Origin of the sequence: Streptomyces erythrochromogenes (assembly GCF_040684695.1) — a bacterium.
In the GTDB taxonomy this organism is placed as follows: Bacteria; Actinomycetota; Actinomycetes; order Streptomycetales; family Streptomycetaceae; genus Streptomyces; species Streptomyces erythrochromogenes_C.
Genome location: NZ_JBFBGM010000006.1, coordinates 259,016 through 284,195, shown reverse-complemented (window position 1 = coordinate 284,195; position 25,180 = coordinate 259,016). Strand labels below are relative to the sequence as shown.

Below are 25,180 nucleotides of genomic sequence, written 5' to 3'. Positions count from 1 at the left end.
GAGGTGGGTTGATGACCGTCGCAGTGGTCGCGGCCGTGGGCTGCGAACTCCGGTGCATCTCCCATTTCCCCCGGGCGACCGGCCGGGCCTGATCCACCGTTTCCCCCGGCACGGGCCGAGGGGGACCCGCAGATCGGCCGGAGCCCCTTTTCCAAGGGTTCACGTTGACCGACGACTTCAACGACACCAGCAACACCGACAACACCGGCAATGCCTTCTTCGAGGCATTTCTCACTCTCCACCGCGGACTGCCCCGGCAGGCTCCGGGCTCCGACGCGAGCACCCGCGCCCTGCTGTCCCTGTGCGGACCCCTGCCCGAGCGGCCCCGCGTCCTCGACCTGGGCTGCGGCCCGGGCCGCAGCGCGCTGCTGCTCGCCGCCGAGGCGGGTGGCAACGGGCCGGACGGCGGCGCCGAGGTGACCGCCGTGGACCTGCACGGCCCCTTCCTCGACGAGCTCCGCACGGCCGCCGCGGCCCGCGGGCTCGCCGACCGGGTCCGCACCGTCGAGGCGGACATGAACGCACTCCCCGCCGAGGAGGTCGGGGACGGCTCCTTCGACCTCGTCTGGGCGGAGGGATCCGCCTACATCGCGGGCTTCGACACCGCGCTCGCGCGGTGGAAGCGGCTGATCGCCCCGGGCGGCACGCTCGTGCTGACCGAGTGCGAGTGGACGACCGCGGAGCCGTCCGCCGGAGCGCGCGCCTTCTGGGACGCGCAGTACCCCCTGCGCACCACCGCCGCCAACGTGGCGGCCGCCCAGGCCGCCGGCTACCGGGTCCTGGGCGTGCACCCGCTGCCCGACTCCGACTGGGACGAGTACTACGGGCCGCTCGCCGAGAGGGTCCGCGACCTCGGCGGGGACGACTCCCCCGCCATGGCGCGGGCGGTGGCCGCCACCCGCGAGGAGCTCGGCGTACGGGCCCGCCACGGGCACGAGTACGGCTACACCGGCTACGTCCTGCGCCCGGTGGAGGCCGGGAAGGGCGACGCCTGGCCGGCGCGTCCGGAGACGGCGGCGGACACCGCCGCCGTGCGGGCGGTCAACCTGGCGGCCTTCGAGACCCCGCTGGAGGCGGACCTCGTGGACGCGCTGCGCGCGGACGGCTCCTGGCTGCCCGGGCTGTCGTACGTGGCCGAGGCCCCCGACGGGTCGGTCGCGGCGCATGCCCTGCTCACCCGGTGCGAGGTCGGCGGCGCTCCGGCGCTGGCGCTCGCCCCGGTGGCCGTCGATCCGGCGCACCAGCGCTCGGGGGCCGGCAGCTCGGTCGTACGGGCGCTGCTCGCGGCCGCCCGGGAGCGCGGGGAGTCGCTGGTTCTCGTCCTGGGGCACCCGGCGTACTACCCGCGCTTCGGCTTCACGGCGGCGTCGCGGTTCGGGATCCGGGCGCCGTTCGAGGTCCCGGACGAGGCGATGATGGCACTGGTGCTGGACGCTTCCGTCCCCGTCCCGGCGGGCACGATCACGTATCCGGCCCCGTTCGGAGTCTGACGCGCGTGAGCGCCGTATGAGGTGATCCGCAGTGGTCCGCCCCCCGCCTAGCACGCGGCGGGGGGCGGACATGCACGGATGTCCGAAGTGGGGACAAGCCTCTTTTGTACGGCAGACTGAAGGCCGAAGTCCGAAGCGAAGGATGGGTATGCCGACCACACCAGCCACCGCCGCGAACAGCGCGTCCAACGGCACCGGTACTCAAGAACCGATCATGCTCGAACTGGTCGACGAGTCCGGCAACACCATCGGCACGGCGGAGAAGCTCTCCGCCCATCAGGCCCCCGGGCAGCTGCACCGGGCGTTCTCCGTGTTCCTGTTCGACGAGCAGGGCCGTCTGCTGCTCCAGCAGCGGGCCCTCGGGAAGTACCACTCGCCGGGCGTCTGGTCGAACACCTGTTGCGGCCACCCGTACCCCGGGGAGTCGCCGTTCGCGGCCGCGGCCCGGCGGACCCACGAGGAGCTGGGGCTGTCGCCCTCGCTGCTCGCGCAGGCGGGAACGGTTCGCTACAACCACCCGGACCCCGCGTCGGGCCTCGTGGAGCAGGAGTTCAATCACCTGTTCGTGGGACTTGCGCAGGCCGCCGTGCGGCCGGACCCGGACGAGGTCGAGGACACCGCCTTCGTCACCGCCGAGGAGCTGGCCAAGCGTCACGCCGAGGTGCCGTTCTCGGCCTGGTTCATGACGGTGCTGGACGCGGCGCGGCCCGCGATCCGCGAGCTGACCGGCGACGCGGCGGGCTGGTAGCCCCTGCGCCGCCCTCGCCCCTTCCCCCGCCGTCCGCGCTCAGCGGGCGGTCGGCGGGGCGGCGAGCGGGAGGGCCGCCCAGATGACCTTGCCGCCGGTCGAGGTGTGCTCGACGTCGCAGACCCCGCCGGCCTCCAGGGTGACCTCCCGGACGAGCAGCAGGCCGCGGCCGCCGGTCTGGCCGAAGTCGGCCTCCAGCGCCTTGGGGCGGTAGGGGTGGTTGTCCTCGACGGCCACCCGTACCCACTCGCGGCCGATGGCGACCTCGACCGCAACCTCGGGCGAGAGCAGGGCGGCGTGCCGGACGGAGTTCGTCACCAGTTCGGAGACGATCAGGAGCAGGGAGTACACGAGGTCCTGATGGGCCGGCACCCCCTGGCGCCCGAGCAGGTCCCGGACGGCCCGGCGGGCCTGCGGAACGGATTCTTCTACTGCGGGAGCGGTGAACCTCCACACGCCCTCGTAGGCGAGGGGGGCGGCCGGGGCCCCGGGCCCCCCGTCCCCGGCCCGTGGGCCGCTCCCGCTGTCGTCCATCTTCCGGCCCCCGTCTTCACGCTCGATCGTCTCCACGCGACAAGAGTGGGGAAGGGGTAGGTCCGGACCGGACTGCTGACCAGAAGTCAGCGTCAATCGGACACTTTCTGACCGTCGGCGTATGACGGCGTCAGTTGTTGGTCTGTTCCTGATCTTCTGCCGGGCGCTTCTCGGCCGCCTCGCGCGTCCCCCGTACGGCGCCGGCCTCCGCCCCCGGCTCGTCTTCCCTGACCAACCCCAGGATGCGGCGCGCCCCCATGCCCATCGCGATGAGGCTCAGGCCGTCGAACAGCAGGGCGAGCGAGAAGAAGGTTCCGATCACGTACAGACTGTTGCCGGGCCAGTTGGAGAGGATCAGGAAGCCCAGCAGCACGCCGAAGGCACCCTGGACGAGCGCGAGCCCGAAGTTGGCTCCGCGCACCACCAGCGCGCCGACCAGCCGGAACAGTCCCCCGGTGAGGAAGAGCAGGGCCGCGAACATGGTCAGCGCCTCGGCGCTCGCCTCGGGGCGGCGCAGGATCACGAAGCCCGCCGCGATGTTGATCGCGGCGACGATGACGGCGAGCCAGAAGTAGTTGCTCCCCCGCGACTGCACGGCCTGCACCAGGCCGACCACGCCGCCGATGAGCAGCAGCCAGCCGAAGAGGAACATCGAGGTGAGGGTGGCCAGGCCCGTGTAGACCAGACCGACCAGGCCCGCCAGCACGAGGAGCACCCCGAGCACGGCCATCAGCCCGAAGCTGCGGTTGACCTTCTTCTTCTCCCGGCGGTCCTCGGCCATGGACGTGCCACCTCCTCGCACCCCCGACGGCCCCCGACGGACTCCCTTGATCATAGGTTTCGCCGCCCGGGATAGCATCCGGCGCATGGACGCAGCCCTGGACGCAACCCTCCTGCACACGGTCTCCGACGGGGTCGCCACCGTCGTCGTCTCGCACCCGGCCAAGCGCAACGCCATGACCGCCGCGATGTGGCGGGCGCTCCCCGGGCTGCTGGACGGCCTTGCGGCCGACCCGGCCGTTCGGGTGCTCGTCCTCACCGGCGCCGGGCCGACGTTCTGCGCGGGCGCCGACATCTCCTCCCTCACCGGGGACGAGGACCCGCGGGCCCTCGCCGTCGCGGCCGAGGAGGCCCTGGCGGCCTTCCCGAAGCCGACCCTGGCGGCCGTCCGCGGGTTCTGCGTGGGCGGCGGCAGCCAGCTGGCCGCCGCCTGCGACCTGCGGTTCGCCGAGGAGGGGGCGTCCTTCGGGGTGACCCCGGCGAAGCTGGGCATCGTCTACCCGGCGTCCTCCACCCGCAGGCTCGCCTCCCTGGTCGGCCCGGCCTGGGCCAAGTACCTCCTCTTCTCCGCGGAGCTGATGGACGCGGAGCAGGCGCTGCGCGCCGGGTTCCTGAACGAGCTGCTGCCGGCCGGCCGGCTGGACGAGCGCGTGGCCGAGTTCACGGCGGTCCTGGCCGCCCGCTCGCAGCTGACGCAGGCGGCGGCCAAGGAGTTCGCCGACGGCCGCACCGACCGCGACGGGTACTGGGAGGAGCAGGCGGCCGGAAGCGACGACACCGCCGAGGGGGTCGCCGCGTTCCTGGAGCGCCGGTCGCCCCGTTTCGCCTGGACCCCCTGACCGGAGGGCCCTCAGACGGCGGGCAGGTGGTGCCCCCGCAGCATCTCCACGAGGGCGGCCGGGGCCTTCTCGGGCGAGCCGGCGTCGTAGGGCGGCTGGGGGTCGTACTCGGTCATCAGCTGCACCGCCCGGGCGAAGTGGTCGCCGGCGATCCGGCCGAGCAGGGTGAGCCCCATGTCGATGCCGGAGGAGACGCCGGCGGCGGTGACGTACTTTCCGTCGAACACCACGCGCTCGCCGGTGGGCTCGGCCCCGTGCTCCGGTAGCCGGTCCAGGTACAGCCAGTGACTGGTGGCCCTGCGGCCGTCGAGCAGTCCGGCGGCGGCCAGCAGCAGGGATCCGGTGCACACCGAGGTGGTCCACGTGGTGGTGGCGTCGACCGTGCGCAGCCAGTCCAGGACCACGGGATTGGCCATCTCCCGCTCGGGATGCGGGCCGCCCGGCACGATGACGACGTCGGGCCGGGTGACCTCGTCGAGCCCCTTGTCGGCGACGAGCGCGAGCGCCCCGTTGTCGGTGCGCACGGGCCCGGGCCGCTCGGAGACGAAGACGACCTCGGCGTCGGTCAGCCGGCCCAGGGTGTCGAAGGGTCCGATGGCGTCGAGTGCGGTGAAGTGGTCGTAGAGAAGTACGGCGATCTGCATGGCTACTCCGAAAACGTCGGTCGGAACACGGCTCGGCCCCGGCGGGGCGGCCTCTTCTTCGGGTGTGCGCAGTCTTCTTCGGGTGTGCGCGGTCTTCTTCGGGGTGTGCGCGGTCCCGCCCTCAGGGGCGGGACACACCGAACCGGCGCCGGTACTCGGCGGGCGGCTGGCCGAGGGCCCGCAGGAAGGCCCGGCGCAGCGCCTCCGGGGTCCCGTACCCGCAGGCCCGGGCGATCTGTGCGATCCCTTCCCCGCTCTCCTCCAGCAGCCGCCGGGCGTGGTCCACCCGCACCCGTTCGACGTACCGGCCGGGCGTGACCCCGGTCTCGGCCCGGAAGGCCCGGGCGAAGTGGCGCGGCGACAGCCGGGCGCGGGCGGCGAGGTGCTCGACGCCCAGGTCCTCCCCCGGGTGCTCGGTGATCCACTGCTGCACGTCCCGCAGCGGGTCCCGGCGGGCCGTCTGGGCCGCGAGCTGGGCACTGAACTGCGCCTGGTTGCCGGGCCTGCGCAGGAAGACCACCAGGTGCCGGGCGATCGTCAGGGCGACGTCCTGCCCGTGGTCCTCCTCCACCAGCGCCAGCGCGAGGTCGATACCGGCCGTCACCCCGGCGGAGGTGGCCACCGGCCCGTCCCGTACGTAGATCGGGTCCGGCTCGACGGCGACGGCCGGGTAGTCCCGCGCCATCCGCTCGCAGGCGTTCCAGTGCGTCGTGGCCCGCCGCCCGTCCAGCAGCCCGGCCTCGGCCAGCAGCAGCCCTCCCGTGCACACGGACACCAGCCGCTCCGCGCCACCCCCGTGGGTACGGAGCCAGTCGGTGAGAGCGGGCTCGAAGTCGGCGGTGTGGCGTCCCCCGGGCACGAGCACCGTGGTCCCCGGTCCCGGGCGGGCGCCCTCCAGCTCCCCGTCCGGCACCAGCGTCAGCCCGCTGCCGGTGCGGACCTGCTCCCCTCCCGGCGACACCGTCCGGATCGTGTAGCCGGCCCGCCCGGGAAAGTGGGCGAGCGCGGCGAACACCTCCACCGGGCCGGTCACGTCCAGGCTCTGGACCCCGTCGTAGAGGAGGACGAGGACGTTGCGCGGCGATGACCCCATGGCTTCATGGTGGGCCGCCCCCGCGATGGCCGCAATGACGTGCTTCCCACCTATCCGGCCACGCCGGGGCCCGGCCCGCGCGCCGATAGGATCGGCACATCATGACTGCAACCCTCGTCGCCAAGAAGCTCACCGCCGCGCACGGTGAACGCACGCTGTTCGCCGATCTCGACCTCGTCGTCGCGCCCGGCGACGTCATCGGCCTCGTCGGCGTGAACGGCGCCGGGAAGTCGACCCTGCTGCGCCTGCTCGCCGGGCTGGACACCCCCGAGACCGGGGAGCTGCGGCTCTCGCCGCCCACCGCCGCCGTCGGCCACCTCCCGCAGGAGCCGGAGCGCCGGCCCGAGGAGTCGGTCCGGGAGTTCCTGGCCCGGCGCACCGGCGTGGCCGCCGCGCAGGCGGAGCTCGACGCGGCGACCCAGGGCCTGGTGGACGGTACGCCGGGCGCGGACGACGCGTACGCGACCGCGCTCGACCGCTGGCTGGACCTCGGCGGCGCCGACCTCGACGAGCGCGCCGAGGAGGTCGCCGACGACCTCGGCCTGTCGGTCGGCCTCGACCTGCCGATGACGGCGCTGTCCGGCGGCCAGGCGGCCCGTGCGGGCCTGGCCTCGCTCCTCCTCTCCCGCTACGACGTCTTCCTGCTCGACGAGCCCACCAACGACCTGGACCTGGACGGTCTGGAGCGGCTGGAGCGCTTCGTGAAGGGGTTGCGCGCCGGGACCGTCGTGATCAGCCACGACCGCGAGTTCCTGACGCGGACCGTGACCAAGGTGCTCGAACTCGACCTGGCGCAGCAGCAGATCAATCTCTACGGCGGCGGCTACGACTCCTACCTGGAGGAGCGCGCGCGGGCCCGCAGCCACGCGCGCGAGGAGTTCGAGGAGTACGCGGACAAGAAGGCCGCGCTGGAGGGCCGGGCCCAGATGCAGCGCAACTGGATGGACAAGGGCGTGCGCAACGCCCGTCGCAAGTCCACCGACAACGACAAGATCGGCAAGTCGCTGCGCGGGGAGTCCAGCGAGAAGCAGGCCGCGAAGGCCCGCCAGACGCAGCGTGCGATCGAACGGCTGGAGGTCGTCGAGGAGCCCCGCAAGGAGTGGGAGCTGCGCATGGAGATCGCTGCGGCCCCCCGCTCGGGCTCCGTGGTGGCGACCCTGCGCGAGGCGGCCGTCAAGCGCGGGGACTTCTCCTTCGGCCCGGCGAGCCTGCAGATCGACTGGGCGGACCGGGTGGCGATCACCGGGGCCAACGGCGCCGGCAAGTCCACCCTCCTCGCCGTGCTCCTGGGCCGGCTGGCCCCGGACTCCGGCTCCGCCGTGCTCGGCTCCGGCGTCCTGGTCGGCGAGGTCGACCAGGCCCGCGGGCTGTTCCTCGGGGACGAGCCCCTGCTGGAGGCGTTCTGCGCGGCCGTCCCCGACACCGAGCCGGCCGAAGTGCGCACCCTGCTGGCCAAGTTCGGCCTCAAGGCGGCCCACGTCCTGCGCCCGGCGGCGACCCTCTCCCCCGGTGAGCGCACCCGCGCCGCGCTCGCACTGCTCCAGGGCCGCGGGGTGAACCTGCTGGTCCTGGACGAGCCGACCAACCACCTCGACCTGCCGGCGATCGAGCAGCTGGAGTCCGCCCTGGAGTCCTACGAGGGCACCCTCCTGCTGGTCACGCACGACCGCCGGATGCTCGACGCGGTCCAGGTGACCCGCCGCCTGGAAGTCTCCGGCGGCAGGGTCACCGAGCTCTAGCCGGTGTCGGAAGCCGGGCGGCGCCCCGAGGCGTCCCGCCGGGCGCAGCGCTCGCGTGCCTCGCGCACCCGTCCGGCGGCCTCCTGGTCGTCGGGCGGCAGCCAGTCGGCGAGCAGCTCCCCGGCCGCGATCAGCTCCGCCCGGTAGCGGGCCGGGTCACCGCGCTCACGGACCGGCAGGCCGACGAGGACGGTGTACGCCTCGGGCAGGCGGCCGGTGGCCAGCTTCCGGCTGATGCCGAAGGCAGCGCCGCTGCCGATGCCGCCCAGGGCGCTCATGGACCGGTCCATGAGGCGGCGGACCTGTTCGCCGGGCTCGTCCAGCGTCACGTGGACGTCGAACACGGCGGCGAGGTCGAGGAGTTCCCCGAGGAACTCCTCGTCGCCGGGGGCGAAGTCGCCCCACAGTTCCTCGGTGCCGCGCAGCCGGTGCTCCGCGTCCGCGCGCGGGATGCCGAGCGCGTCGCACACCGCCAGGGCGGTGGCCCGGAAGTCGGCACCGACCGCGAGTGCGGCGTACACCTCCACAGGCGGCAGACCGGACGCCAGGGCCTCGCGGGCCCGCTCCACCGGCCCGTTCACGTGGCCGGCCCGGCCGGCGGCCGGCGCTTGCGGGCCATCTTCCGGGCGACGAAGGCGCGCGGGAGGTGGCGGGCGGCGAGGGCGTAGGCCTGGTAGCGGCGGCCGGTGATGCTGACCGGGCGGCGCAGGGCGAGGTCCCTCAGCGCCTGCTCGACGACGGCCTCCGGTTCCAGCCAGACCGCGTCGCGCAGCGCGCTGACGTCCATTCCGGCGCGTTCCTGGAACTCGGTGCGGGTGAAGCCGGGGACGACGGCCAGCACCCGGACGTTGTACGGCCCCATGTCCACCCGGAGGGACTCGCTGAAGGCGGTGACCCAGGCCTTGGCGGCGCCGTAGGTGCCGGTGGGCAGCAGTCCGGCCACGGAGGAGACGTTGACGACGGCCCCGCGGCGGCGCTCGCGCAGACCGGGCAGCGCGGCGTGGGTGAGGCGCAGCGGGACCTTGACGAGGAGGTCGAGCATCCGTTCCTCGTCCTCGATGGGGCTGTACGGGAAGGGCGCGGGGAGCCCGAAGCCGGCGTTGTTGACCAGGATGTCCACGGGCCGGGCGCGCTCGTCGAGCCGCTCGGCGACCGCCGCGAGGCCGCCCGCGTCCAGCAGGTCCGCGGGCAGCACCTCGCAGGCGGTGCCGTATTCGCGGGCCAGCGCACCGGCGACGTCGTCGAGCCGGTCCTTGTCGCGGGCGACGAGGACCAGGTCGCAGCCCTTGGCGGCGAATCCCCGGGCGAAGGCGGCGCCCAGTCCGGCGCTGGCTCCGGTGATCAGTACGGTGGTCACGGCGCTTTCACTTCCTCGGTGGTGGCCGGCGAGGTGTAGGCCTCGGCGACGTCGACGAGGAACCGGGCCTCGTCCGCCAGGTCCCCGCCTTCGTTCGAACTCTGGATGGCCGCGGGCAGTTCCAGCCCGGCCGCCTCGCCCGTCTGTCCGGGCAGTCCGGCGAGCTTGGCCCGCCGGGCGTCCTTCAGTACCCGGGCCAGCGCGGCCGCGGTGCGCCGCTGCTCGGGGATCCCGTGGCCGGCGACGTGGTCGCGGGCCTGCTCCAGGGCGCCCGGGCGGACGTACTCCCCCAGGATCAGGATGGCGTCGCGCGTCTCGATGACCTTGCGGTAGACGAGCAGGTTGCGCGGGACCGGCGGCCACAGCAGCTCCGTCACCCGGCCCGAGCGCGGCTTGTTGAGGGCGACGTGCGGGACCGCCTCGACCAGGTCGCGCCACAGCGGCCAGAGCCGCCAGGCGGTGGCGATGTCGGCGAAGGTGCGGCGGAGGGTGAACAGGGTGGGCACGAGGATCGCGGCGGCGCGCAGCAGGCCGTGCAGGTTCATCAGCAGCGGCAGGGCGGGCATCGCCCAGGTGCTGGCGAAGAGGGCCTTGAGCAGGTAGGCCAGCCAGAACAGTCCGGCGAGCGCGGTGCCGAGGCCGAAGAGGCGCAGGCCGGCGGCGAGTCCCCGGCTCTCGGTGCGCCGGCTGTAGCGCCAGCACAGGGCCACGCAGACGGTGTTGGCGATCACGTGGGCCGAGATCAGCACGAGCCAGTACGCGAGGGACGGCACCGGGTCGCCGACCGGGGGCATGGTGTGGGTGCCGTGGCCGGGCGCGGCGGCGTCCAGGGCGACGAGTGCGCCCAGCCAGGCCGCGGTGGCGGCGCAGGAGGCGAGCTGGAGGCGGCGGCCGCGGGTGGCGGCGGCGACGAAGTAGAGGACGGCGCCCGCCGACAGCACCCCGATGAGGTTGCGGACGAGCCCGATGGTGTGGGCGTAGGCGGCGCCGCGGGTCATCGCGTAGGTGACGACGTCCGGCAGGTTCAGGGTCATCGCGGCGGCGGCGGTCGCGACGGCCAGCCACAGGCCGCGCTGCTGGGGCGAGCGCAGGGCGCCGGGGGCGCGCAGCAGGACGGCGAGCCACAGGCAGACCACGCTGGGGACGGCGAGCCAGTTGCCGAAGTCGGTGAGGTCAGCCGCCATCGGTGCCCCGCTCGTACCCCATGGCGGACTCCAGCCGGGCCAGGGTGCCCCGCTCCCGGGCGGGGGTGCGCGGGCCGGCGTTCGCGGTCCGGATGCGGATCATGCTGGCGAGCATCTCCGCCTCCTGCTCCTGGCGGGTGGTGTAGTTGGTGCGGCCGAGGACGACGGGGGCGTTGCCGTCGGTCTCCTCGCCCTCCAGCGAGTTGTGCCCGAAGAGGATGTGGCCGAGCTCGTGCAGGACGATGTGCTCCCGGTGCAGCGGGGTGGTCTGCGCCTCGTAGAAGACGTAGTCGACGCTGGCGGTGCCCACCCACAGGCCGCAGACCCCGGATTCCGCCGCCTCCTTGGGGAGCGGGTGGAGCCGGATGGGGCGGCCGCGCTGCTCGGCAATCCGTGCGCACAGGACGTCGAGGGAGAACGGGTGGGTCAGATCCAGATGGCCGAGAATGTTCTCGCACCTTTTGCGAATGCTGAGTTGCCGGTGGGGCATGTGATCCCTCTTCGGACCCTTTCCGGGGCAGCGTCGGTAGGCGTGTGTGGGCATGGGCATGACGTCCTGTGCCTTCAAGGCGGCCTCGGGCAATGCAGTCCTGAGGGGGGAAACGCGGAAGCCCGTCCGCCGGGTGACGAACGGGCGTTCCACCATGCCTACAGATCTTGTACGGGAGTTGGCAAGGCAAGTCCCCAGGTGGGGAACCGATTCGGCCATCACGTACGAGGACCTTCACGAGCCGGGTGGCCGGGGGCCGCCCATGGGTGGGCGGGACCGCGCCCGCACACCCGGGAGGCTCCCGCACACCCGGGACGCTTCCGTCACCGCTTGCGGCGCTCCTCGCCCCCGGTGAGGCCGGCCCGGCGCAGGGCGTCTGCCATCGCGCTGTTCGCGGGCGCGGGGGCTCCGCCGCCCTGGCGCCGGCCCTGGCCGCCGCCCTGGCCCTGGCCGCGCTCGCCCTGGCCGCGCTCGCCCTGGTTCCTGCCGCCGCCCTGGCCGCCCGCTCCGCCGCGCTGCTGCGGGGGACGCCCGCCGCCGCGCCGCTCCTCGCGCTGGCGCGGGGCGCCGGCGCCCCGCTCGGCCCCGGCCTCGTCCTCCAGGCGCAGGGTCAGCGAGATCCGCTTGCGCGGGATGTCCACGTCCATGACCTTCACGCGGACGATGTCGCCCGGCTTGACCACGTCCCGGGGGTCCTTGACGAAGTTCTTCGACAGCGCCGAGACGTGTGCCAGGCCGTCCTGGTGGACGCCGATGTCGATGAAGGCGCCGAAGGCGGCCACGTTGGTGACCACGCCCTCCAGGATCATCCCCGGTGCCAGGTCGCCGATCTTCTCGACGCCCTCCTTGAAGGTGGCCGTCTTGAAGGCCGGACGCGGGTCGCGGCCCGGCTTCTCCAGCTCGCGCAGGATGTCGGTGACCGTGGGCAGTCCGAAGGCCTCGGTGACGAACTGCTCGGGCCGCAGGGAGCGCAGGACCGCGGTGTTGCCGATCAGCGCGGCCACCTCGCCGCCCGCCGTCTTCCCCATCGCCCGGACCACCGGGTAGGACTCGGGGTGCACGGAGGAGGCGTCCAGCGGGTCGTCCCCGCCGCGGATCCGCAGGAAGCCGGCGCACTGCTCGTACGCCTTGGGGCCGAGGCGGGCCACGTCCTTGAGGCCCTTGCGGCTACGGAAGGGGCCGTTGGCGTCGCGGTGGGCGACGATGTTCTCGGCGAGGGTCCCGCTGATGCCGGAGACCCGCGACAGCAGCGGCGCGGAGGCGGTGTTGACGTCCACGCCGACGCCGTTCACACAGTCCTCGACCACCGCGTCGAGGGAGCGCGACAGCTTCACCTCGGACAGGTCGTGCTGGTACTGGCCGACGCCGATGGACTTCGGGTCGATCTTGACCAGTTCGGCGAGCGGGTCCTGGAGGCGGCGGGCGATGGAGACCGCGCCGCGCAGCGACACGTCCATGCCGGGCAGTTCCTGCGAGGCGAAGGCGGAGGCCGAGTACACGGAGGCGCCCGCCTCCGAGACCATCACCTTGGTGAGCCCCAGCTCCGGGTGGCGGGTGATCAGGTCCCCGGCCAGCTTGTCGGTCTCGCGGGAGGCGGTGCCGTTGCCGATGGCGACCAGTTCGACCGCGTGCTCCTTCGCGAGGCGGGCCAGCTTGGCGAGGGACTCGTCCCACCGGTTGGCGGGCACGTGCGGGTGGATCACGTCGGTGGCCACGACCTTGCCGGTGGCGTCCACGACGGCGACCTTCACGCCGGTGCGGAAGCCCGGGTCGAGGCCGAGGGTGGCCCGGGTGCCGGCGGGCGCCGCGAGCAGCAGGTCGCGCAGGTTCGACGCGAAGACCCGTACGGCCTCGTCCTCGGCGGCCTGGCGCAGCCGCATCCGCAGGTCGATGCCGAGGTGCACCTGCACCTTGGTGCGCCAGCACCAGCGGACCGTGTCCGCGAGCCACTTGTCCCCGGGGCGGCCGCGGTCCGCGACGCCGAAGCGGCGCGCGATCATGCCCTCGTACGTGGAGGGGCCGGGGGTGTCGGCGTCCTCGGGGGCCTCGGGCTCCAGGTTGAGGTCGAGGACGTCCTCCTTCTCGCCGCGCAGCATGGCGAGGACCCGGTGCGAGGGCAGTGCGGTGAACGGCTCGGCGAAGTCGAAGTAGTCGGCGAACTTCGCGCCGGCCTCCTCCTTGCCCTCGCGGACCTTCGCGGCGAGCCGGCCGCGGCCCCACATGCGCTCGCGGAGCTCGCCGATCAGGTCGGCGTCCTCGGCGAACCGCTCGGTGAGGATGGCGCGGGCGCCCTCCAGGGCGGCCGCCGGGTCGGCGACGCCCTTGTCGGCGTCGACGAACGCGGCCGCGGCAGCGGCCGGGTCCACCGACGGGTCGGTCAGCAGGCCGTCCGCGAGCGGTTCCAGGCCGGCCTCGCGGGCGATCTGCGCCTTGGTGCGGCGCTTGGGCTTGAAGGGGAGGTAGATGTCCTCCAGGCGCGCCTTGGTGTCGGCCGCGTTGATCCGGGCCTCCAGCTCGGCGTCGAGCTTGCCCTGCTCCCGTACGGAGTCCAGGATCGCCGCGCGCCGGTCCTCCAGCTCGCGCAGATACCTCAGCCGCTCCTCGAGGGTGCGCAGCTGGGCGTCGTCGAGCATCTCGGTCGCTTCCTTGCGGTAGCGCGCGATGAACGGCACGGTGGAGCCGCCGTCGAGCAGCTCGACGGCGGCCTGGACCTGCCGCTCCCGTACGCCGAGCTCCTCGGCGATCCTGCCTTCGATGGACATCGTCACGATCGGGTCCCGCCTGCCTTCGTTTGCACTGGAAGGCTGCCAATTGTGGCAGGTGGTCGCGGCGGACCGCGGGAGACCTGCCCGTCAGGCCCTGCCCATGAGGTCCCTCGGGAAGGCCCCGGCGGTCACGGCCTTGACGACGAGGGCGCCGCCGAGCTCGGTGAGGCGGGCCAGGCCGTCCGCGCCGAGGTGCTCGTAGGGGGCGGCGTCGAGGCGGTCGGTCTCGCTCTCCAGCCGCTCGCGCAGGTCCGTGCCCTCCTCGGTCAGCTCGCCGTCGGCGTCGAGGACGCCGCGCTCGCGCAGCCGGTCGGCCGCGGCGTCGAGGTCGTCCTGCGTCCAGCCGCGTATGCCCTTGATCCGCTTCGGAGTCATGCCCTTTCCGGTGGCGGTGTGGCTGACCAGTGCTTCGACCGGGTCCAGGCCCGCGAGGAGCAGGGCGGCGAGGTGGCCGTCGCCGCGGTGCTCGCGCAGCAGGGTGGTGGCGTGCCACAGGCGCAGGTGCGGGGCCTCGGGTACGGGGAGGTCGGCGTGGGCGGCGTAGAGGGTGCGGGCGTGCCGGGTGCAGCCCTCGGTGGCGCGCATGGCCAGGTCGGCGGCTTCGGCGACCTCGGGGGACTTCACGGTGTCGGCGCCGAGGAGCCGGGTCAGGGTGGCGTCGGCGGCGCGCAGCCGGGCGGCGAGGGCCTGCTCGGGGGTGATGGTGTCCCAGACGGCGGGCAGGTGCCGGGCGACGACGTCGTGCCGGTAGTTGTAGAAGGCGGCGGTGACCGTGCCGGCCCCGACGGCCCCCATCGCGGCGGAACGGTGCGCCAGGTTGACGGCGACGGGGTCGGTTATCCCGAGGCCGGCGAACTCCTCGGCGATGTCCGGCGAGAAGTAGACGGTGGAGTGCAGCGGGTTGATCGCAGTGTGCCAACAGCGTCGCGCGGCGCGGGTGTCAAGGATCATGCGCCGCACGCTACCGACTGTTCGGTACGCCGGGTAGGGGTGGGTCGGGGCGGGTCCGGGGGCGGTTTCCGCGGGCTCGCGGGCGGCGGTGCGCGGCCCGGCGCCCGCGGGGCCGGCTCCCGGCCGCGACCGACCGTGCCGATCCGGCCGATCGGCCGGGGCCGGGCGGGCCGCTCGGCGCCGCCCTCGGGGCCGGTCCGGGCCGGCGCAGCGGAGGCCCCCGGGCGGCCGGACCGCAGGCCGGGCGGGTGCGCCGCGGGCGGGCAGAGCCCTGCGGGCACCCCTCGCGGAGGGTGCCGGCAGCGTTCCGCGGGCGTACGCGTGACGGCCGAATGGCGATCGTGTGACAGCAGGGGCCATGGACATGACCTGAGCGGCCAGGGGTGAATACGGTCGAGCGACGACCTTGAACCGAGCTGTCTCCCCTACCACTTGGAGTCATTCGTGCACCGCAAAGTCATCGTCCCGAGCGTGCTCGCCGCTTCCCTCCTGCTGGTGATCCCGGCGTCGGCGGCGAGTTCCGGTCCGGGCGCCCCGGGTATCGGCGATCCCTACTACCCGGCCAGCGGCAACGGCGGTTACGACGTGTCGCACTACGACCTGCGCCTGAAGTACCAGCCGGCCACGGACCTGCTGGAGGGCACCGCGACGCTGATCGCCACCGCCAAGCAGGACCTGTCGCGCTTCAACCTCGACTTCGGCCTGAAGGTCAGCGAGATCCGGGTCAACGGCGCCAAGGCGAAGTTCGCCACGTCGGGCGACCACGAGGTGGAGGTGACCCCGGCCAAGCCGCTGGCCCGCAACACGCCGCTGACCGTCGTCGTCACGTACGCCGGCAAGCCCTCGGAGCTGAAGGTGGACGGCTGGACGGCCTGGCAGCGCACGCCCGACGGCGCGGTCGCGGCGCAGGAGCCGGACTCGGCGGTCTGGTGGTTCCCGAGCAACGACCACCCGCTGGACAAGGCCACCTTCGACGTGTCCGTCAACGTTCCCGACGGCACCCAGGCGATCAGCAACGGCGTGCTGCAGTCGCAGACCTCGCGGCTCGGCTGGACCCGGTACAACTGGCGCTCCAACAAGCCGCAGGCCACCTACCTGGCCACCCTCGCCGTCGGCAAGTTCGACATCACCACCGACAGGACGGCGAGCGGACTGCCGATCCTCAACGCGTACAGCAAGGACCTCGGCGACAACGCGGGCGCGGCGCGCGCCAGCGTGGAGCGGACCGGCGAGGTGACCGAGTGGCTGGAGGGGGTCTTCGGGCCGTACCCCTTCAACGCGCTGGGCGGGTACGTGCCGAACGTGACCGCCGGTTTCGCCCTGGAGACCCAGACGCGGCCGTTCTACGGCCCGGCCCAGTTCCGCAACGGCGCCAACGTCTCGGTGGTCGTGCACGAGCTGGCGCACCAGTGGTACGGCGACAGCGTGTCCGTGGAGGGCTGGAAGGACATCTGGATCAACGAGGGCTTCGCCCGCTACAGCCAGTGGCTGTGGTCGGAGAAGGAGGGCGAGGGCACCGCTCAGGAGCTGGCCGACTGGGCCTACTCCCTGCGCCCGGCGGAGGACGCGTTCTGGCAGGTCAAGCCGGGTGACCCCGGTCCGGAGAACCAGTTCCACGGGGCCGTCTACGACCGCGGCGCGATCGCCCTGCAGGCGCTGCGCAACGAGATCGGCGACGAGAAGTTCTTCGAGATCCTCAAGGGCTGGCCGACCGAGCGGGCCTACGGCAACGCCAAGGTCGGGGACTTCGTCCGGTACGCCGAGAAGGTCTCGAAGAAGCCCCTCGCGCAGCTCTTCGAGACCTGGCTGTACACCCCGGGCAAGCCCGCCGCCTCGGCACTGAACCCGTCGGCGGCCAAGCCGTCGGCGGCGGGGCCCTCGGCCCGCTCGGCGCAGCAGGCCGCCCCGGCGAAGCCCGCCGCGGAGCCCAAGTCCTGGAAGAAGATCGCGGAGACCAACACGATCCACGACACCGAGCACGGCTCCGGTCCCGGCCACCGGCACTGAGTCCGCACCGGCCCGGCGCCCCGTACGCGGCCCCCGCATCCCGCGGGGGCCGCGCACGCACCGGGTGCCGTCAGCAGCGGCCCGCGTGCCAGGCGGCCCGCGCCCGGTAGGCGATCGGCAGGTAGCGCAGCCGCTCGGGCAGCAGCGGTACGAGGATCCGCACGGCCGTGCTGAACCGGCGGAGCCTGCGCTCCTGGGCCGGGCTCCACTCCAGCCCGATCGCCGCGCGCGCCTCGGGCGGCATGTACCCGGCGGTGACGAAGGCCCGCAGGCGCAGGAACGCGGCCCGCAGCGCGGGCCAGGTCAGCCGCAGCAGCAGCCGTACGGGCAGCGGGCCGCCCTCGGGCCGGGGCAGCGGCACGTCGGTGGCGACCAGCTCGCGGGCGACCGCGGTGGGCCCGATCTCCTCGGCCAGCATCCGGCCCCAGTAGGTCCAGTACTCCTCGATGGTCTGCGGCATGTCCCGGTCGCGCAGGCCGAGGATCCGGCCGACCTGGAGCCACTCGCGGTAGAGCTGCTGCTCCTGGGCGGGGGTGAAGCGGCGCAGCAGGTAGCGCCCGGCGTAGAGGTAGACCGGGAAGCCGGTGGCGTGGACCCACGCGTAGCAGGCGGGGTCGAGGGAGTGGTAGCGCCGGCCGCGGGTGTCGGTGCCCTGGATGTCCTTGTGCAGGCGGCGGACCCGGCGGCCCTCCTCGGCGGCGCCCTCGCCGCCGTACACCCACAGCTGGACCGAGCGCAGGGAGCGCTCGCCGCGGCCCCAGGGGTCGGTGCGGAAGACGGAGTACTCGTCGACGCCGGCCGCGATGGCCGGGTGCGCGACCTGCATCGTGAAGGCGGCGGGCAGCATCAGCAGCGCGCGGACGTCGCCGGCGATGGTCCACAGCACCCCGCCCGGCGGGGGCGGCTCGGGGTCGGTGCGGCGCGTGGCCGCAGGTCCGGTGGGGTGTGCCGAGTCCGTCTTCGTCATATGACAAGTATGCGAGCACCGGACGGCCGTCTGGCGGACAGAAAGTCTCTGCACGGGTGTTACCCAGAGGTAACTGCTGCTGCTTGTATGACGGCGTCGATCTTCCCCCGCAGGAATGACGGAGACCTTCATGCTGCTTTCCACGACCCGCTCGCGCCGCGCCGCCGCCACGGCCGTCGCCGCGGTCGCCGCAGGCGCACTGGCCACCACCACCGCGCCCGCCGCCACGGCCGCGGAGAACGCCGCCGCCCCCCGGCTCAGCGTCCTGTCGTACAACGTGTTCCTGATGAGCAAGAACCTCTACCCGAACTGGGGCCAGGACCACCGGGCCGCGGAGATCCCCAAGACCTCCTTCTACAAGGGCCACGACGTGGTCGTGCTCCAGGAGGCCTTCGACAACAGCTCCTCGGACGCCCTGAAGGCGAACTCCGCCGCGCAGTACCCGTACCAGACCCCGGTCGTCGGCCGCAGCAAGAGCGGCTGGGACGCCACGGGCGGCTCCTACTCCTCCACCACCCCGGAGGACGGCGGCGTCACGATCCTCAGCAAGTGGCCGATCGTCCGCAAGGAGCAGTACGTCTACAAGGACGCCTGCGGCGCGGACTGGTGGTCCAACAAGGGCTTCGCCTACGTCGTGCTGAACGTGAACGGCACGAAGGTGCACGTGGTCGGCACGCACGCGCAGTCCACCGACCCGGGCTGCGGCGCGGGCGAGGCGGCGGAGATGCGCGCCCGCCAGTTCCGGGCCGTCGACGCCTTCCTGGACGGCAAGAACATCCCGGCGAACGAGCAGGTCATCCTGGCGGGCGACCTCAACGTCGACTCGCGCACCCCCGAGTACGCGAGCATGCTCGCCAACGCCGACCTGGCGGACTCCGACACGCGCACGGGCCACCCGTACTCCTTCGACACCGCGCTGAACTCGATAGCGAAGTACCGCTACCCGACGGACCCGCGCGAGGACCTGGACTACGTGCTCTACCGCAAGGGCAACGCCCGCCCTGCGGGCTGGGAGAACAACGTGGTCAAGGAGGAGTCGGCGCCCTGGACGGTCTCCAGCTGGGGCACCTCCTACACCTACACCAACCTCAGCGACCACTACCCGCTGATCGGCCGCTGACCCGCCGGCTCCCCCGTCCCTGCCGGTGGGCGCGAACACCGCCCGCCGGCAGGGGCGTTCGGGTCACGCCGTTTCGTGCGGCTCCTCGTACAGGCCGTCGATCAGGGCGCCGTACTTGTCGCGGACGATCCGGCGGCGGAGCTTGAGGGAGGGGGTGAGTTCGCCCGTCTCGGGGCCCCATTCCTCGGTGAGCAGCCGGTAGCGCTTGATCTGCTCGGTCCGGTTGAGCCGGGCGTTGGCCGCCTCGACCGCGCGGGCGATCTCCTCCCGGACCGCGGGGTGTTCGGCGAGCGCGCTCGCCGAGCCCGCCTCGATGCCCCGGGCGGCCGCCCAGACCGGGGCAAGCTCGGCGTCCAGGACGAGCAGGGCGACGAGGTAGGAGCGGCCGTCGCCGTGCACCAGGGCCTGGCCGATCAGGGGGTGCTCCTTGACCGTGTTCTCCACCAGCGCCGGCGAGACGTTCTTGCCCGTGGACGTGATGATCAGTTCCTTCTTGCGGTCGGTGATCCAGAGGAAGCCGTCCTCGTCGATCCGGCCCACGTCCCCCGTGGGGAACCAGCCCAGTGCGTCGGAGGCGCTCTCCACCGAGCCGTCCGGCAGCAGGTAGCCGCCGAAGACGGTCGCACCGCGGGTGAAGACCTCCCCGTCCTCGGCGATCCGCAGCTCCAGCCCCTCGATCGGGCGGCCCACCGAGCCCAGCCGGAAGCCCCCGGGGCTGTTGAGCGTGCACACGCCCGAGGTCTCGGTGAGCCCCCAGGCGTCCATGATCGTGATGCCCCAGCCGGCCCAGAAGCGGACGACGTCGAGGGGCATCGGCGCGGTGGCACTGGCCGTCCACGCGAGCCGGTCCATGCCCGCCAGCCGCAGCAGCGGGTCCAGCGTCCGTTCCTTGGCCGCGGCGTACGAGGCTTCGAGGTCGGCCGGCACCTCCTCGCCCCGCTCGTGGTGGCCCGCCCGGGCGCGGGCGAGGTCGTTGGCGGCCTCGATGGCGGCCCGCTGCTCCTCGGGGAGCTGGGCGAGGACCGCGCGGACGGAGGCGGCGAGCTTCTCCCACACCCGGGGGACCCCGAAGAACTGCACCGGGCGCAGTTCGCGGACGGCCGCCGAGACGGCGGTGGGATCGGCGCACAGCATGACGTGCGCGGCCCGCAGCAGGGGCAGGTAGATGCCCAGGACCCGCTCGGCGATGTGCGCGAAGGGCAGGTAGCAGATGTGCTCGGCGTGCTCGGGCAGGTCCACGCCCCGGTCGAGGCGGACCGCCTGAAGGATCAGGTTGCGGTGGGTCAGGCGCACGCCCTTGGGGTCTCCGGTGGTGCCCGAGGTGTAGACGACGGTGAGCGGGTCCTCGGGGCGGGTCTCCTGCCAGGCCTTCTCGAAGGCGTCGGCGCGGTGGATCCGGGCGCCGCTCGCGTAGAGGGAGCCGTACGTGCCGTGGCGGCCCGCGTCCGCGGCCTCGGCGACGACGAGGCGCTCCAGGGGGACGTCGGCGGCGTCCAGCAGCGGCTCCCAGCGGGCGAGTTCGCGGGCGCCCTCGACGACGGCGACGCGGGCCCGGCTGTGGCGGGCGATGTGCGCGATCTGCTCGGGCGCGGAGGTCCCGTACACGGTGACGGGCACGGCGCCGAGGTGGAAGAGGGCGAGGTCGCTGAGCCAGTGCTCGGGGCGGTTGCCCATCATCATCAGGACGTGCTCGCCGCGCCCGACGCCGAGGGCCGCGTAGCCGGCGGCGAGGACGGCGACCTTGTGGCGGACCTCGCTCCAGGTGAGCGTCGTCCACCCGGCCGCGTCGGGGCCGGTGCGCCAGGAGAGGGCGGGGAGGTCCCCGTGCTCGGCGGCGTTGCGGGCCAGCAGGGTGGAGAAGGTGATCTCTTCGGGTCGTCCGGGCAGTCGCAGGTTCGTGGTCATGGGCAGCTCCTGGCCGTTTCACATCGTTGGTGCGACAGCAATACTGTTGAACCCAAGCTGTGGAGCAGAGAGCGAGGCGCAGACGATGGCCGACCAGGCACCCGAGCCGATGCTCACCGTCGACGAGCTGGCGGCCCGGGCGGGCGTCACCGTGCGCACGGTACGGTTCTACAGCACCCGCGGGCTTTTGCCCCCTCCCGTGATCGGTCCGCGTCGGGTGGGGCACTACGGGCCGGAGCACCTGTCGCGGCTGGCCCTGATCGAGGAACTGCAGCACCAGGGCATGACGCTGTCCGCGATCGAGCGGTACCTGGACGCGCTGCCCGACGACCTGAGCGCGCACGACCTCGCGATCCACCGGGCGATGGTGGCCAGTTGGGCCCCGGACGCGGCCCGGGAGGTCTCGCGGGAGGAGCTGGAGAAGCGGGCCGGGCGGAGCCTGTCGGACACCGACGTGCGGCGGCTGACGGCGATGAACGTGCTGGCCGCCTCGGGCGACGGGTTCCGGGTGGACGTGGGGCTGCTGCGGCTGGGGGTCGCGCTGCTCGACGTGCCGATCGCGCACGAGACGATCCTGGCGGCGCGCACGGTGCTGGTGGAGCACACGCGGTCGGCGGCGCACGAGCTGACGGCGCTGTTCCGGGACGAGGTGTGGGGGCCGTTCACGGAGGGCGAGAGCGATCCCGAGCGGGTGGAGTCGATGAAGGCGCTGTCGGCGCACATGCAGCCGATGGTGGTGCAGGCGCTGGTGACCGCGTTCCAGCGGTCGCTGCGGGAGGAGCTGCGGGCGGCCTTCGTCTCGGAGCCGGGGTGACGGGTTCCGGGCTGGGTCGGGGGGCGAGCCCTGCTCCGGCCCGGGTCCGGCTGCGGACAGGACCCGGGTCCGGCTCCGGATAAGCCCGGGGTCCCACACCGGTCCGGCTCCGGTCCGGCTCCGGTCCTGCACCGGTCCTGCACCGGTCCTGCACCGGTCCGGCCGGGCTGCCCGGCGGCGGCCGTGACAGCCGTTCGGGTCTGCCGGACTGCGGGGGCGGGCGTACGGCGGGAGGCTGGGGGTGGGCAGGGCGGCGCGACGGCCCGGCCACCGTCCGGAAGGAGCGTGACCGCCGTGGCGCGCAACCGCCGCCTGATCCTGAGCCCGCCCGCCGAGGTCTGGCGCCTCCTGGCCGACGGACACCGCTACGGGGAGTGGGTGACGGGCACCCGGCAGGTCCTCGCCGCGGATCCGCACTGGCCCGAGGTGGGTGCCCGGCTGCGGGTCCGCGTCGGCGTCGGTCCGCTCACCCTCGACGACACGTGCGTCGTCCGCGTCTGCGAACCCCAGCGGCGCCTGGAGCTGGAGGCGCGGGCCGAACCCTTCGGCGCGGCCCGCATCGCCATGAACCTGGCCCCGTGGGGCGCGAACACGCTCTTCACCCTCGACTGGCATCCGCTGCGCGGTCCCGGCACCCGTATGCACGGACTGCCGGTGGACTACCTCGTGGCCGTGCGCAACGGCATGATGCTGACGAAGCTGGCCAGGATCGCCGTCCGGGAACACCCCGTGACGGCACCCGCGTGACCCGGGCCGGGCAGGGCCCGGCCGTGCCGCAGGTCAACGCCCGCGCCGCCCGGGTAGGTTGACGATCATGGCAGTCATTCACCGCACCACCATGTCGCCCGGCAAGCTCGAACTCCTCGCCGCCTGGATGCCGTCGAAGCCCTGGTACCGGGGTGGGGACGCGCCGCTGCTCACCAAGGCCGGCGGTTTCCGGCTCGACGACCCCGAGGGCGAGGTGGGCATCGAGTTCATGGTGGTCACCGACACCTCCGGCGACTCCCCGGTCACCTACCAGGTCCCGATGACCTACCGCGGTGCGCCCCTGGCATCCGCCGCGGACGGCCTGATCGGCACCTCCGAGCACGGTGTGCTGGGCCGCCGCTGGATCTACGACGGGGCCCACGACGTCGTCCTGGTCGAGCAGTTGCTCGCTCTGCTGGCGGGCCGTACGACCGCCCAGGACCAGAACGCGAGCGACGCCCCCGACCCGACGGTCGAGGTGCTCGCCGGGGATGCGGGCGTGCCCGCGGGGCTGCTCGGGCCGGGGGCGGTGACGGACGCCTCCGACGCGACCGTCGTCGGCGTCGGACCTGCCGGACGGGAGCCGGCCCTGCCCCTCGCCCTGTCCCTGTCGCGCGTGCTGACCCCCGGGCCCGCCGTCACCGACGGGTCCGCCCTGGGGCAGCTGCTCACCCGCTGGACGGACGCGGACGGCGCCGAGCAGCGCGGGGTGTTCGCGGTCCTGCGCGCGGAGAAGGCCTAGAGGGCGGACGCCCCGGCCTACCCGCTCCCGAAGGGGCGGGCAGGCCGGGGCGTCCGTACGCACATGCTCAGTCGGCGTAGGTCTCGCCCCGCTCGGCCTTCGCCACGAGGGAGGCGGGCGGGGTGAACCGCTCGCCGTACTTCCCGGCGAGCTCGCGGGCGCGGGCGACGAAGCCGGCCGGGCCGCCCTCGTAGCCGTTGATGTACTGGATCACGCCGCCGGTCCAGGCCGGGAAGCCGATGCCCATGATGGAGCCGATGTTGGCGTCGGCGACCGAGGTGAGGACGCCCTCGTCGAGGCAGCGGACGGTGTCCAGGGCCTCGGAGAAGAGCATCCGCTCCTTCATGTCCTCGAAGGGGACCTCGTGGCCCGGCGTGGCGAAGTGCTCGCGCAGGCCCGGCCAGATGCCGGCACGCCTGCCGGACTCGTCGTACTCGTAGAAGCCGGCGCCGCCGCTGCGGCCGGGGCGGCCGAACTCGTCGACCATCCGGTCGATGACGGTGTCGGCGGGGTGCTCGGTCCACGTGCGGCCCTCCGCCTCGAAGGCCTTGCGGCTCTCGTTGCGGATCTTGCGCGGCAGCGTCAGGGTGAGCTCGTCCATCAGGGAGAGGACCTTGGCCGGGTAGCCGGCCTGGGCGGCGGCCTGCTCGATCGAGGCGGGCTCGATGCCCTCGCCGACCATCGCCACGCCCTCGTTGATGAACTGGCCGATGACGCGTGAGGTGAAGAAGCCGCGCGAGTCGTTGACCACGATCGGGGTCTTGTTGATCTGGCGGACCAGGTCGAAGGCGCGGGCGATGGCCTCGTCCCCGGTCCGCTCCCCCTTGATGATCTCGACGAGCGGCATCTTGTCGACGGGCGAGAAGAAGTGCAGTCCGATGAAGTCGGCGGGCCGCTTGACGCCCTCGGCGAGCCCGGTGATGGGCAGGGTCGAGGTGTTGGAGCACAGGAGGGCGTCGGGCGCGATGACGTCCTGGATCTCCTGGAACACCGTGTGCTTGAGGGCGGTGTCCTCGAAGACGGCCTCGATGACGGCGTCGCAGCCCGCGAGGTCGGCGGCGTCGGCGGTCGGGGTGATCCGGGCGAGCAGCTCGGCGCGCGCCGCCTCGGTGGTCCGGCCGCGCGACAGCGCCTTGTCGAGCAGCTTCTCGGAGTACGCCTTGCCCTTGGCGGCGGCCTCGGCGGTGACGTCCTTGAGGACCACCTCGATGCCCGCGCGGGCACAGGAGTAGGCGATGCCGGCGCCCATCATGCCGGCGCCGAGGACGGCGACCTTGCGGACCCGCCGCGGTTCGATGCCCTGCGGGCGGCTGCGGCCGGCGTTGACGGCCTGGAGGTCGAAGAAGAACGCCTGGATCATGTTCTTGGCGGTCTGTCCGGTGACCAGCTCGGTGAAGTAGCGGGCCTCGATGGTCAGCGCGGTCTCGAAGTCCACCTGGGAGCCCTCGACGGCGCAGGCCAGGATGTTGCGCGGCGCCGGGTACGGGGCCCCGTTCAGCTGCTTCTTCAGGTTGGCCGGGAAGGCCGGGAGGTTCGCGGCGAAGCGCGGGTTGGACGGCGTACCGCCGGGGATCTTGTAGCCGGGGACGTCCCAGGGCTGCTGCGACTGGGGGTTGGCGTCGATGAACGCATGGGCCTTGGCCAGCATCTCCTCGGGCGTGGCGGCCAGTTCGTGCACGAGGCCGTTGTCGAGGGCGCGCTGCGGGCTGTACTGGGTGCCCTGGAGCAGCACCTTCAGCAGCGCGTCGGCGATGCCCATCAGGCGTACGGTGCGGGTGACGCCGCCGCCCGCCGGGAGGAGGCCGAGGGTGACCTCGGGCAGGCCGATCTTGGAGCCGGGCGCGTCGAGGGCGACGCGGTGGTGGGAGGCGAGGGCGATCTCGTAACCGCCGCCGAGCGCCGCGCCGTTGATGGCGGCGACGACGGGCTTGCCGAGGGTCTCGATGCGGCGCAGGGACCGCTTGATCTCGGTGCCGGTGTCGAAGGCGAGCTGTGCGTGCTCGGGGCGCAGCCGGATCATGTCCTTGAGGTCTCCGCCGGCGAAGAAGGTCTTCTTGGCGGAGGTGTAGATGATGCCGCGGATGGAGTCCTTCTCGGCCTCGGCGCGGTCGGCGACCGCGGCGATGGAGTCCTTGAAGGACTGGTTCATCGTGTTGGCGGACTGGCCCGGGTCGTCGAGGACCAGGGTGACGACGCCGGTCTCGTCCTGTTCCCAGCGGATCGTGGTGGACTCGCTCATGTTCGCTACTTCCGTGTCGGAGGGG

At 73.3% G+C, this 25,180-nt stretch carries 22 protein-coding genes; 9 read left to right on the top strand and 13 right to left on the bottom strand.

The features are described from left to right. Positions 1–164 precede the first annotated feature (164 nt). A complete protein-coding gene (locus AB0O53_RS13180) occupies positions 165–1,490 on the top strand; it encodes a GNAT family N-acetyltransferase (protein ID WP_365195179.1) in 1,326 nt (441 codons plus the stop codon). Between the two features lie 148 nt (positions 1,491–1,638). Then, positions 1,639–2,238: an isopentenyl-diphosphate Delta-isomerase gene (gene idi / locus AB0O53_RS13175; protein ID WP_350991501.1), complete on the top strand. Its 600-nt coding sequence runs from the start codon at positions 1,639–1,641 to the stop codon at positions 2,236–2,238. Positions 2,239–2,277: 39 nt separating this feature from the next. Here idi and AB0O53_RS13170 read toward each other — a convergent pair whose 3' ends face one another. Together AB0O53_RS13170 and AB0O53_RS13165 are read right to left on the bottom strand one after the other, a co-directional pair. Then, the gene (locus AB0O53_RS13170) at positions 2,278–2,772 is read right to left on the bottom strand and encodes an ATP-binding protein (RefSeq protein WP_403137290.1); all 495 of its coding nucleotides are present in this window, start codon (positions 2,770–2,772) and stop codon (positions 2,278–2,280) included. Positions 2,773–2,902: 130 nt separating this feature from the next. After that, positions 2,903–3,553 (bottom strand): HdeD family acid-resistance protein, encoded by a 651-nt coding sequence (locus AB0O53_RS13165; protein WP_350991497.1) that lies wholly within the window; start codon positions 3,551–3,553, stop codon positions 2,903–2,905. A 97-nt stretch (positions 3,554–3,650) separates the two neighbouring features. On the opposite strand from AB0O53_RS13165, the gene AB0O53_RS13160 reads away from it, so the two are divergent. Next, the gene (locus AB0O53_RS13160) at positions 3,651–4,391 is read left to right on the top strand and encodes an enoyl-CoA hydratase/isomerase family protein (protein WP_350992047.1); all 741 of its coding nucleotides are present in this window, start codon (positions 3,651–3,653) and stop codon (positions 4,389–4,391) included. A gap of 11 nt (positions 4,392–4,402) precedes the next feature. Here AB0O53_RS13160 and AB0O53_RS13155 read toward each other — a convergent pair whose 3' ends face one another. Both AB0O53_RS13155 and AB0O53_RS13150 read right to left on the bottom strand, forming a co-directional pair. Continuing rightward, positions 4,403–5,035, bottom strand: coding sequence for a DJ-1/PfpI family protein (locus tag AB0O53_RS13155; RefSeq protein WP_365195175.1), 633 nt, complete (start codon positions 5,033–5,035; stop codon positions 4,403–4,405). A gap of 121 nt (positions 5,036–5,156) precedes the next feature. After that, complete coding sequence (locus tag AB0O53_RS13150; protein ID WP_365195173.1) at positions 5,157–6,128, bottom strand: GlxA family transcriptional regulator; 972 nt, start codon at positions 6,126–6,128, stop codon at positions 5,157–5,159. A gap of 101 nt (positions 6,129–6,229) precedes the next feature. On the opposite strand from AB0O53_RS13150, the gene AB0O53_RS13145 reads away from it, so the two are divergent. Then, entirely contained in the window at positions 6,230–7,867 is a 1,638-nt protein-coding gene (locus AB0O53_RS13145; protein WP_350991492.1) for an ABC-F family ATP-binding cassette domain-containing protein, read from the top strand. On the opposite strand, the gene AB0O53_RS13140 is transcribed toward AB0O53_RS13145, so the two are convergent. The 6 genes from AB0O53_RS13140 to AB0O53_RS13115 all read right to left on the bottom strand — a co-directional run bounded on the left by AB0O53_RS13140 (position 7,864) and on the right by AB0O53_RS13115 (position 14,614). Continuing rightward, positions 7,864–8,448 carry a hypothetical protein gene (locus AB0O53_RS13140; RefSeq protein ID WP_365195169.1) on the bottom strand — a complete coding sequence of 195 codons (585 nt, stop codon included), beginning with the start codon at positions 8,446–8,448 and terminating at the stop codon, positions 7,864–7,866. The two genes, AB0O53_RS13145 and AB0O53_RS13140, sit on opposite strands and share 4 nt — an antisense overlap. Continuing rightward, positions 8,445–9,224 carry an SDR family NAD(P)-dependent oxidoreductase gene (locus tag AB0O53_RS13135; RefSeq protein ID WP_365195167.1) on the bottom strand — a complete coding sequence of 260 codons (780 nt, stop codon included), beginning with the start codon at positions 9,222–9,224 and terminating at the stop codon, positions 8,445–8,447. Before AB0O53_RS13135 ends, AB0O53_RS13140 begins: the two co-directional genes overlap by 4 nt. After that, a complete protein-coding gene (locus AB0O53_RS13130; protein WP_350991488.1) occupies positions 9,221–10,408 on the bottom strand; it encodes an MAB_1171c family putative transporter in 1,188 nt (395 codons plus the stop codon). The genes AB0O53_RS13135 and AB0O53_RS13130 overlap by 4 nt, the downstream gene beginning before the upstream one ends. Continuing rightward, the gene (locus tag AB0O53_RS13125) at positions 10,398–10,898 is read right to left on the bottom strand and encodes a hypothetical protein (RefSeq protein WP_350991486.1); all 501 of its coding nucleotides are present in this window, start codon (positions 10,896–10,898) and stop codon (positions 10,398–10,400) included. The genes AB0O53_RS13130 and AB0O53_RS13125 overlap by 11 nt, the downstream gene beginning before the upstream one ends. A 323-nt stretch (positions 10,899–11,221) precedes the next feature. After that, on the bottom strand, positions 11,222–13,666 hold the full coding sequence (locus AB0O53_RS13120; RefSeq protein WP_350991484.1) for a Tex family protein: 2,445 nt from the start codon (positions 13,664–13,666) through the stop codon (positions 11,222–11,224). A gap of 84 nt (positions 13,667–13,750) precedes the next feature. Then, the gene (locus tag AB0O53_RS13115; protein ID WP_350991482.1) at positions 13,751–14,614 is read right to left on the bottom strand and encodes an SCO6745 family protein; all 864 of its coding nucleotides are present in this window, start codon (positions 14,612–14,614) and stop codon (positions 13,751–13,753) included. Positions 14,615–15,058: 444 nt separating this feature from the next. Between AB0O53_RS13115 and AB0O53_RS13110 the strand changes: the two genes are divergently transcribed. Continuing rightward, on the top strand, positions 15,059–16,621 hold the full coding sequence (locus tag AB0O53_RS13110; RefSeq protein WP_350991480.1) for a M1 family metallopeptidase: 1,563 nt from the start codon (positions 15,059–15,061) through the stop codon (positions 16,619–16,621). Positions 16,622–16,691: 70 nt separating this feature from the next. On the opposite strand, the gene AB0O53_RS13105 is transcribed toward AB0O53_RS13110, so the two are convergent. Further along, complete coding sequence (locus AB0O53_RS13105; protein ID WP_365195162.1) at positions 16,692–17,588, bottom strand: oxygenase MpaB family protein; 897 nt, start codon at positions 17,586–17,588, stop codon at positions 16,692–16,694. A 130-nt stretch (positions 17,589–17,718) separates the two neighbouring features. On the opposite strand from AB0O53_RS13105, the gene sph reads away from it, so the two are divergent. Then, the gene (gene sph, locus AB0O53_RS13100; RefSeq protein ID WP_350991476.1) at positions 17,719–18,708 is read left to right on the top strand and encodes a sphingomyelin phosphodiesterase; all 990 of its coding nucleotides are present in this window, start codon (positions 17,719–17,721) and stop codon (positions 18,706–18,708) included. Between the two features lie 63 nt (positions 18,709–18,771). On the opposite strand, the gene AB0O53_RS13095 is transcribed toward sph, so the two are convergent. Further along, positions 18,772–20,613, bottom strand: a complete 1,842-nt coding sequence (locus tag AB0O53_RS13095) for an AMP-dependent synthetase/ligase (RefSeq protein ID WP_350991474.1) — start codon at positions 20,611–20,613, stop codon at positions 18,772–18,774. A gap of 85 nt (positions 20,614–20,698) precedes the next feature. On the opposite strand from AB0O53_RS13095, the gene AB0O53_RS13090 reads away from it, so the two are divergent. The 3 genes from AB0O53_RS13090 (at position 20,699) to AB0O53_RS13080 (ending at position 22,916) form a co-directional block, all read left to right on the top strand. Next, a complete protein-coding gene (locus AB0O53_RS13090; protein WP_350991472.1) occupies positions 20,699–21,427 on the top strand; it encodes a MerR family transcriptional regulator in 729 nt (242 codons plus the stop codon). Positions 21,428–21,721: 294 nt separating this feature from the next. After that, positions 21,722–22,174, top strand: coding sequence for an SRPBCC family protein (locus AB0O53_RS13085; RefSeq protein ID WP_350991470.1), 453 nt, complete (start codon positions 21,722–21,724; stop codon positions 22,172–22,174). Between the two features lie 67 nt (positions 22,175–22,241). After that, on the top strand, positions 22,242–22,916 hold the full coding sequence (locus tag AB0O53_RS13080; RefSeq protein ID WP_365195158.1) for a maltokinase N-terminal cap-like domain-containing protein: 675 nt from the start codon (positions 22,242–22,244) through the stop codon (positions 22,914–22,916). A gap of 67 nt (positions 22,917–22,983) precedes the next feature. Here the strand turns inward: AB0O53_RS13080 and AB0O53_RS13075 are convergent, their stop codons facing one another. Then, positions 22,984–25,155: a 3-hydroxyacyl-CoA dehydrogenase NAD-binding domain-containing protein gene (locus AB0O53_RS13075; RefSeq protein WP_365195155.1), complete on the bottom strand. Its 2,172-nt coding sequence runs from the start codon at positions 25,153–25,155 to the stop codon at positions 22,984–22,986. Positions 25,156–25,180 lie beyond the last annotated feature (25 nt).

Excerpts from the sequence above, each read along its gene's own strand:
- AB0O53_RS13080 (WP_365195158.1), top strand. The coding sequence starts at position 22,242 with ATGGCAGTCATTCACCGCACCACCATGTCGCCCGGCAAGCTCGAACTC.
- AB0O53_RS13115 (WP_350991482.1), bottom strand. The coding sequence starts at position 14,614 with ATGATCCTTGACACCCGCGCCGCGCGACGCTGTTGGCACACTGCGATC.
- idi (WP_350991501.1), top strand. The coding sequence starts at position 1,639 with ATGCCGACCACACCAGCCACCGCCGCGAACAGCGCGTCCAACGGCACC.
- AB0O53_RS13075 (WP_365195155.1), bottom strand. The coding sequence starts at position 25,155 with ATGAGCGAGTCCACCACGATCCGCTGGGAACAGGACGAGACCGGCGTC.
- AB0O53_RS13155 (WP_365195175.1), bottom strand. The coding sequence starts at position 5,035 with ATGCAGATCGCCGTACTTCTCTACGACCACTTCACCGCACTCGACGCC.
- AB0O53_RS13095 (WP_350991474.1), bottom strand. The coding sequence starts at position 20,613 with ATGACCACGAACCTGCGACTGCCCGGACGACCCGAAGAGATCACCTTC.
- AB0O53_RS13170 (WP_403137290.1), bottom strand. The coding sequence starts at position 2,772 with ATGGACGACAGCGGGAGCGGCCCACGGGCCGGGGACGGGGGGCCCGGG.
- AB0O53_RS13130 (WP_350991488.1), bottom strand. The coding sequence starts at position 10,408 with ATGGCGGCTGACCTCACCGACTTCGGCAACTGGCTCGCCGTCCCCAGC.
- sph (WP_350991476.1), top strand. The coding sequence starts at position 17,719 with ATGCTGCTTTCCACGACCCGCTCGCGCCGCGCCGCCGCCACGGCCGTC.
- AB0O53_RS13105 (WP_365195162.1), bottom strand. The coding sequence starts at position 17,588 with ATGACGAAGACGGACTCGGCACACCCCACCGGACCTGCGGCCACGCGC.
- AB0O53_RS13165 (WP_350991497.1), bottom strand. The coding sequence starts at position 3,553 with ATGGCCGAGGACCGCCGGGAGAAGAAGAAGGTCAACCGCAGCTTCGGG.
- AB0O53_RS13150 (WP_365195173.1), bottom strand. The coding sequence starts at position 6,128 with ATGGGGTCATCGCCGCGCAACGTCCTCGTCCTCCTCTACGACGGGGTC.
- AB0O53_RS13090 (WP_350991472.1), top strand. The coding sequence starts at position 20,699 with ATGGCCGACCAGGCACCCGAGCCGATGCTCACCGTCGACGAGCTGGCG.
- AB0O53_RS13125 (WP_350991486.1), bottom strand. The coding sequence starts at position 10,898 with ATGCCCCACCGGCAACTCAGCATTCGCAAAAGGTGCGAGAACATTCTC.
- AB0O53_RS13145 (WP_350991492.1), top strand. The coding sequence starts at position 6,230 with ATGACTGCAACCCTCGTCGCCAAGAAGCTCACCGCCGCGCACGGTGAA.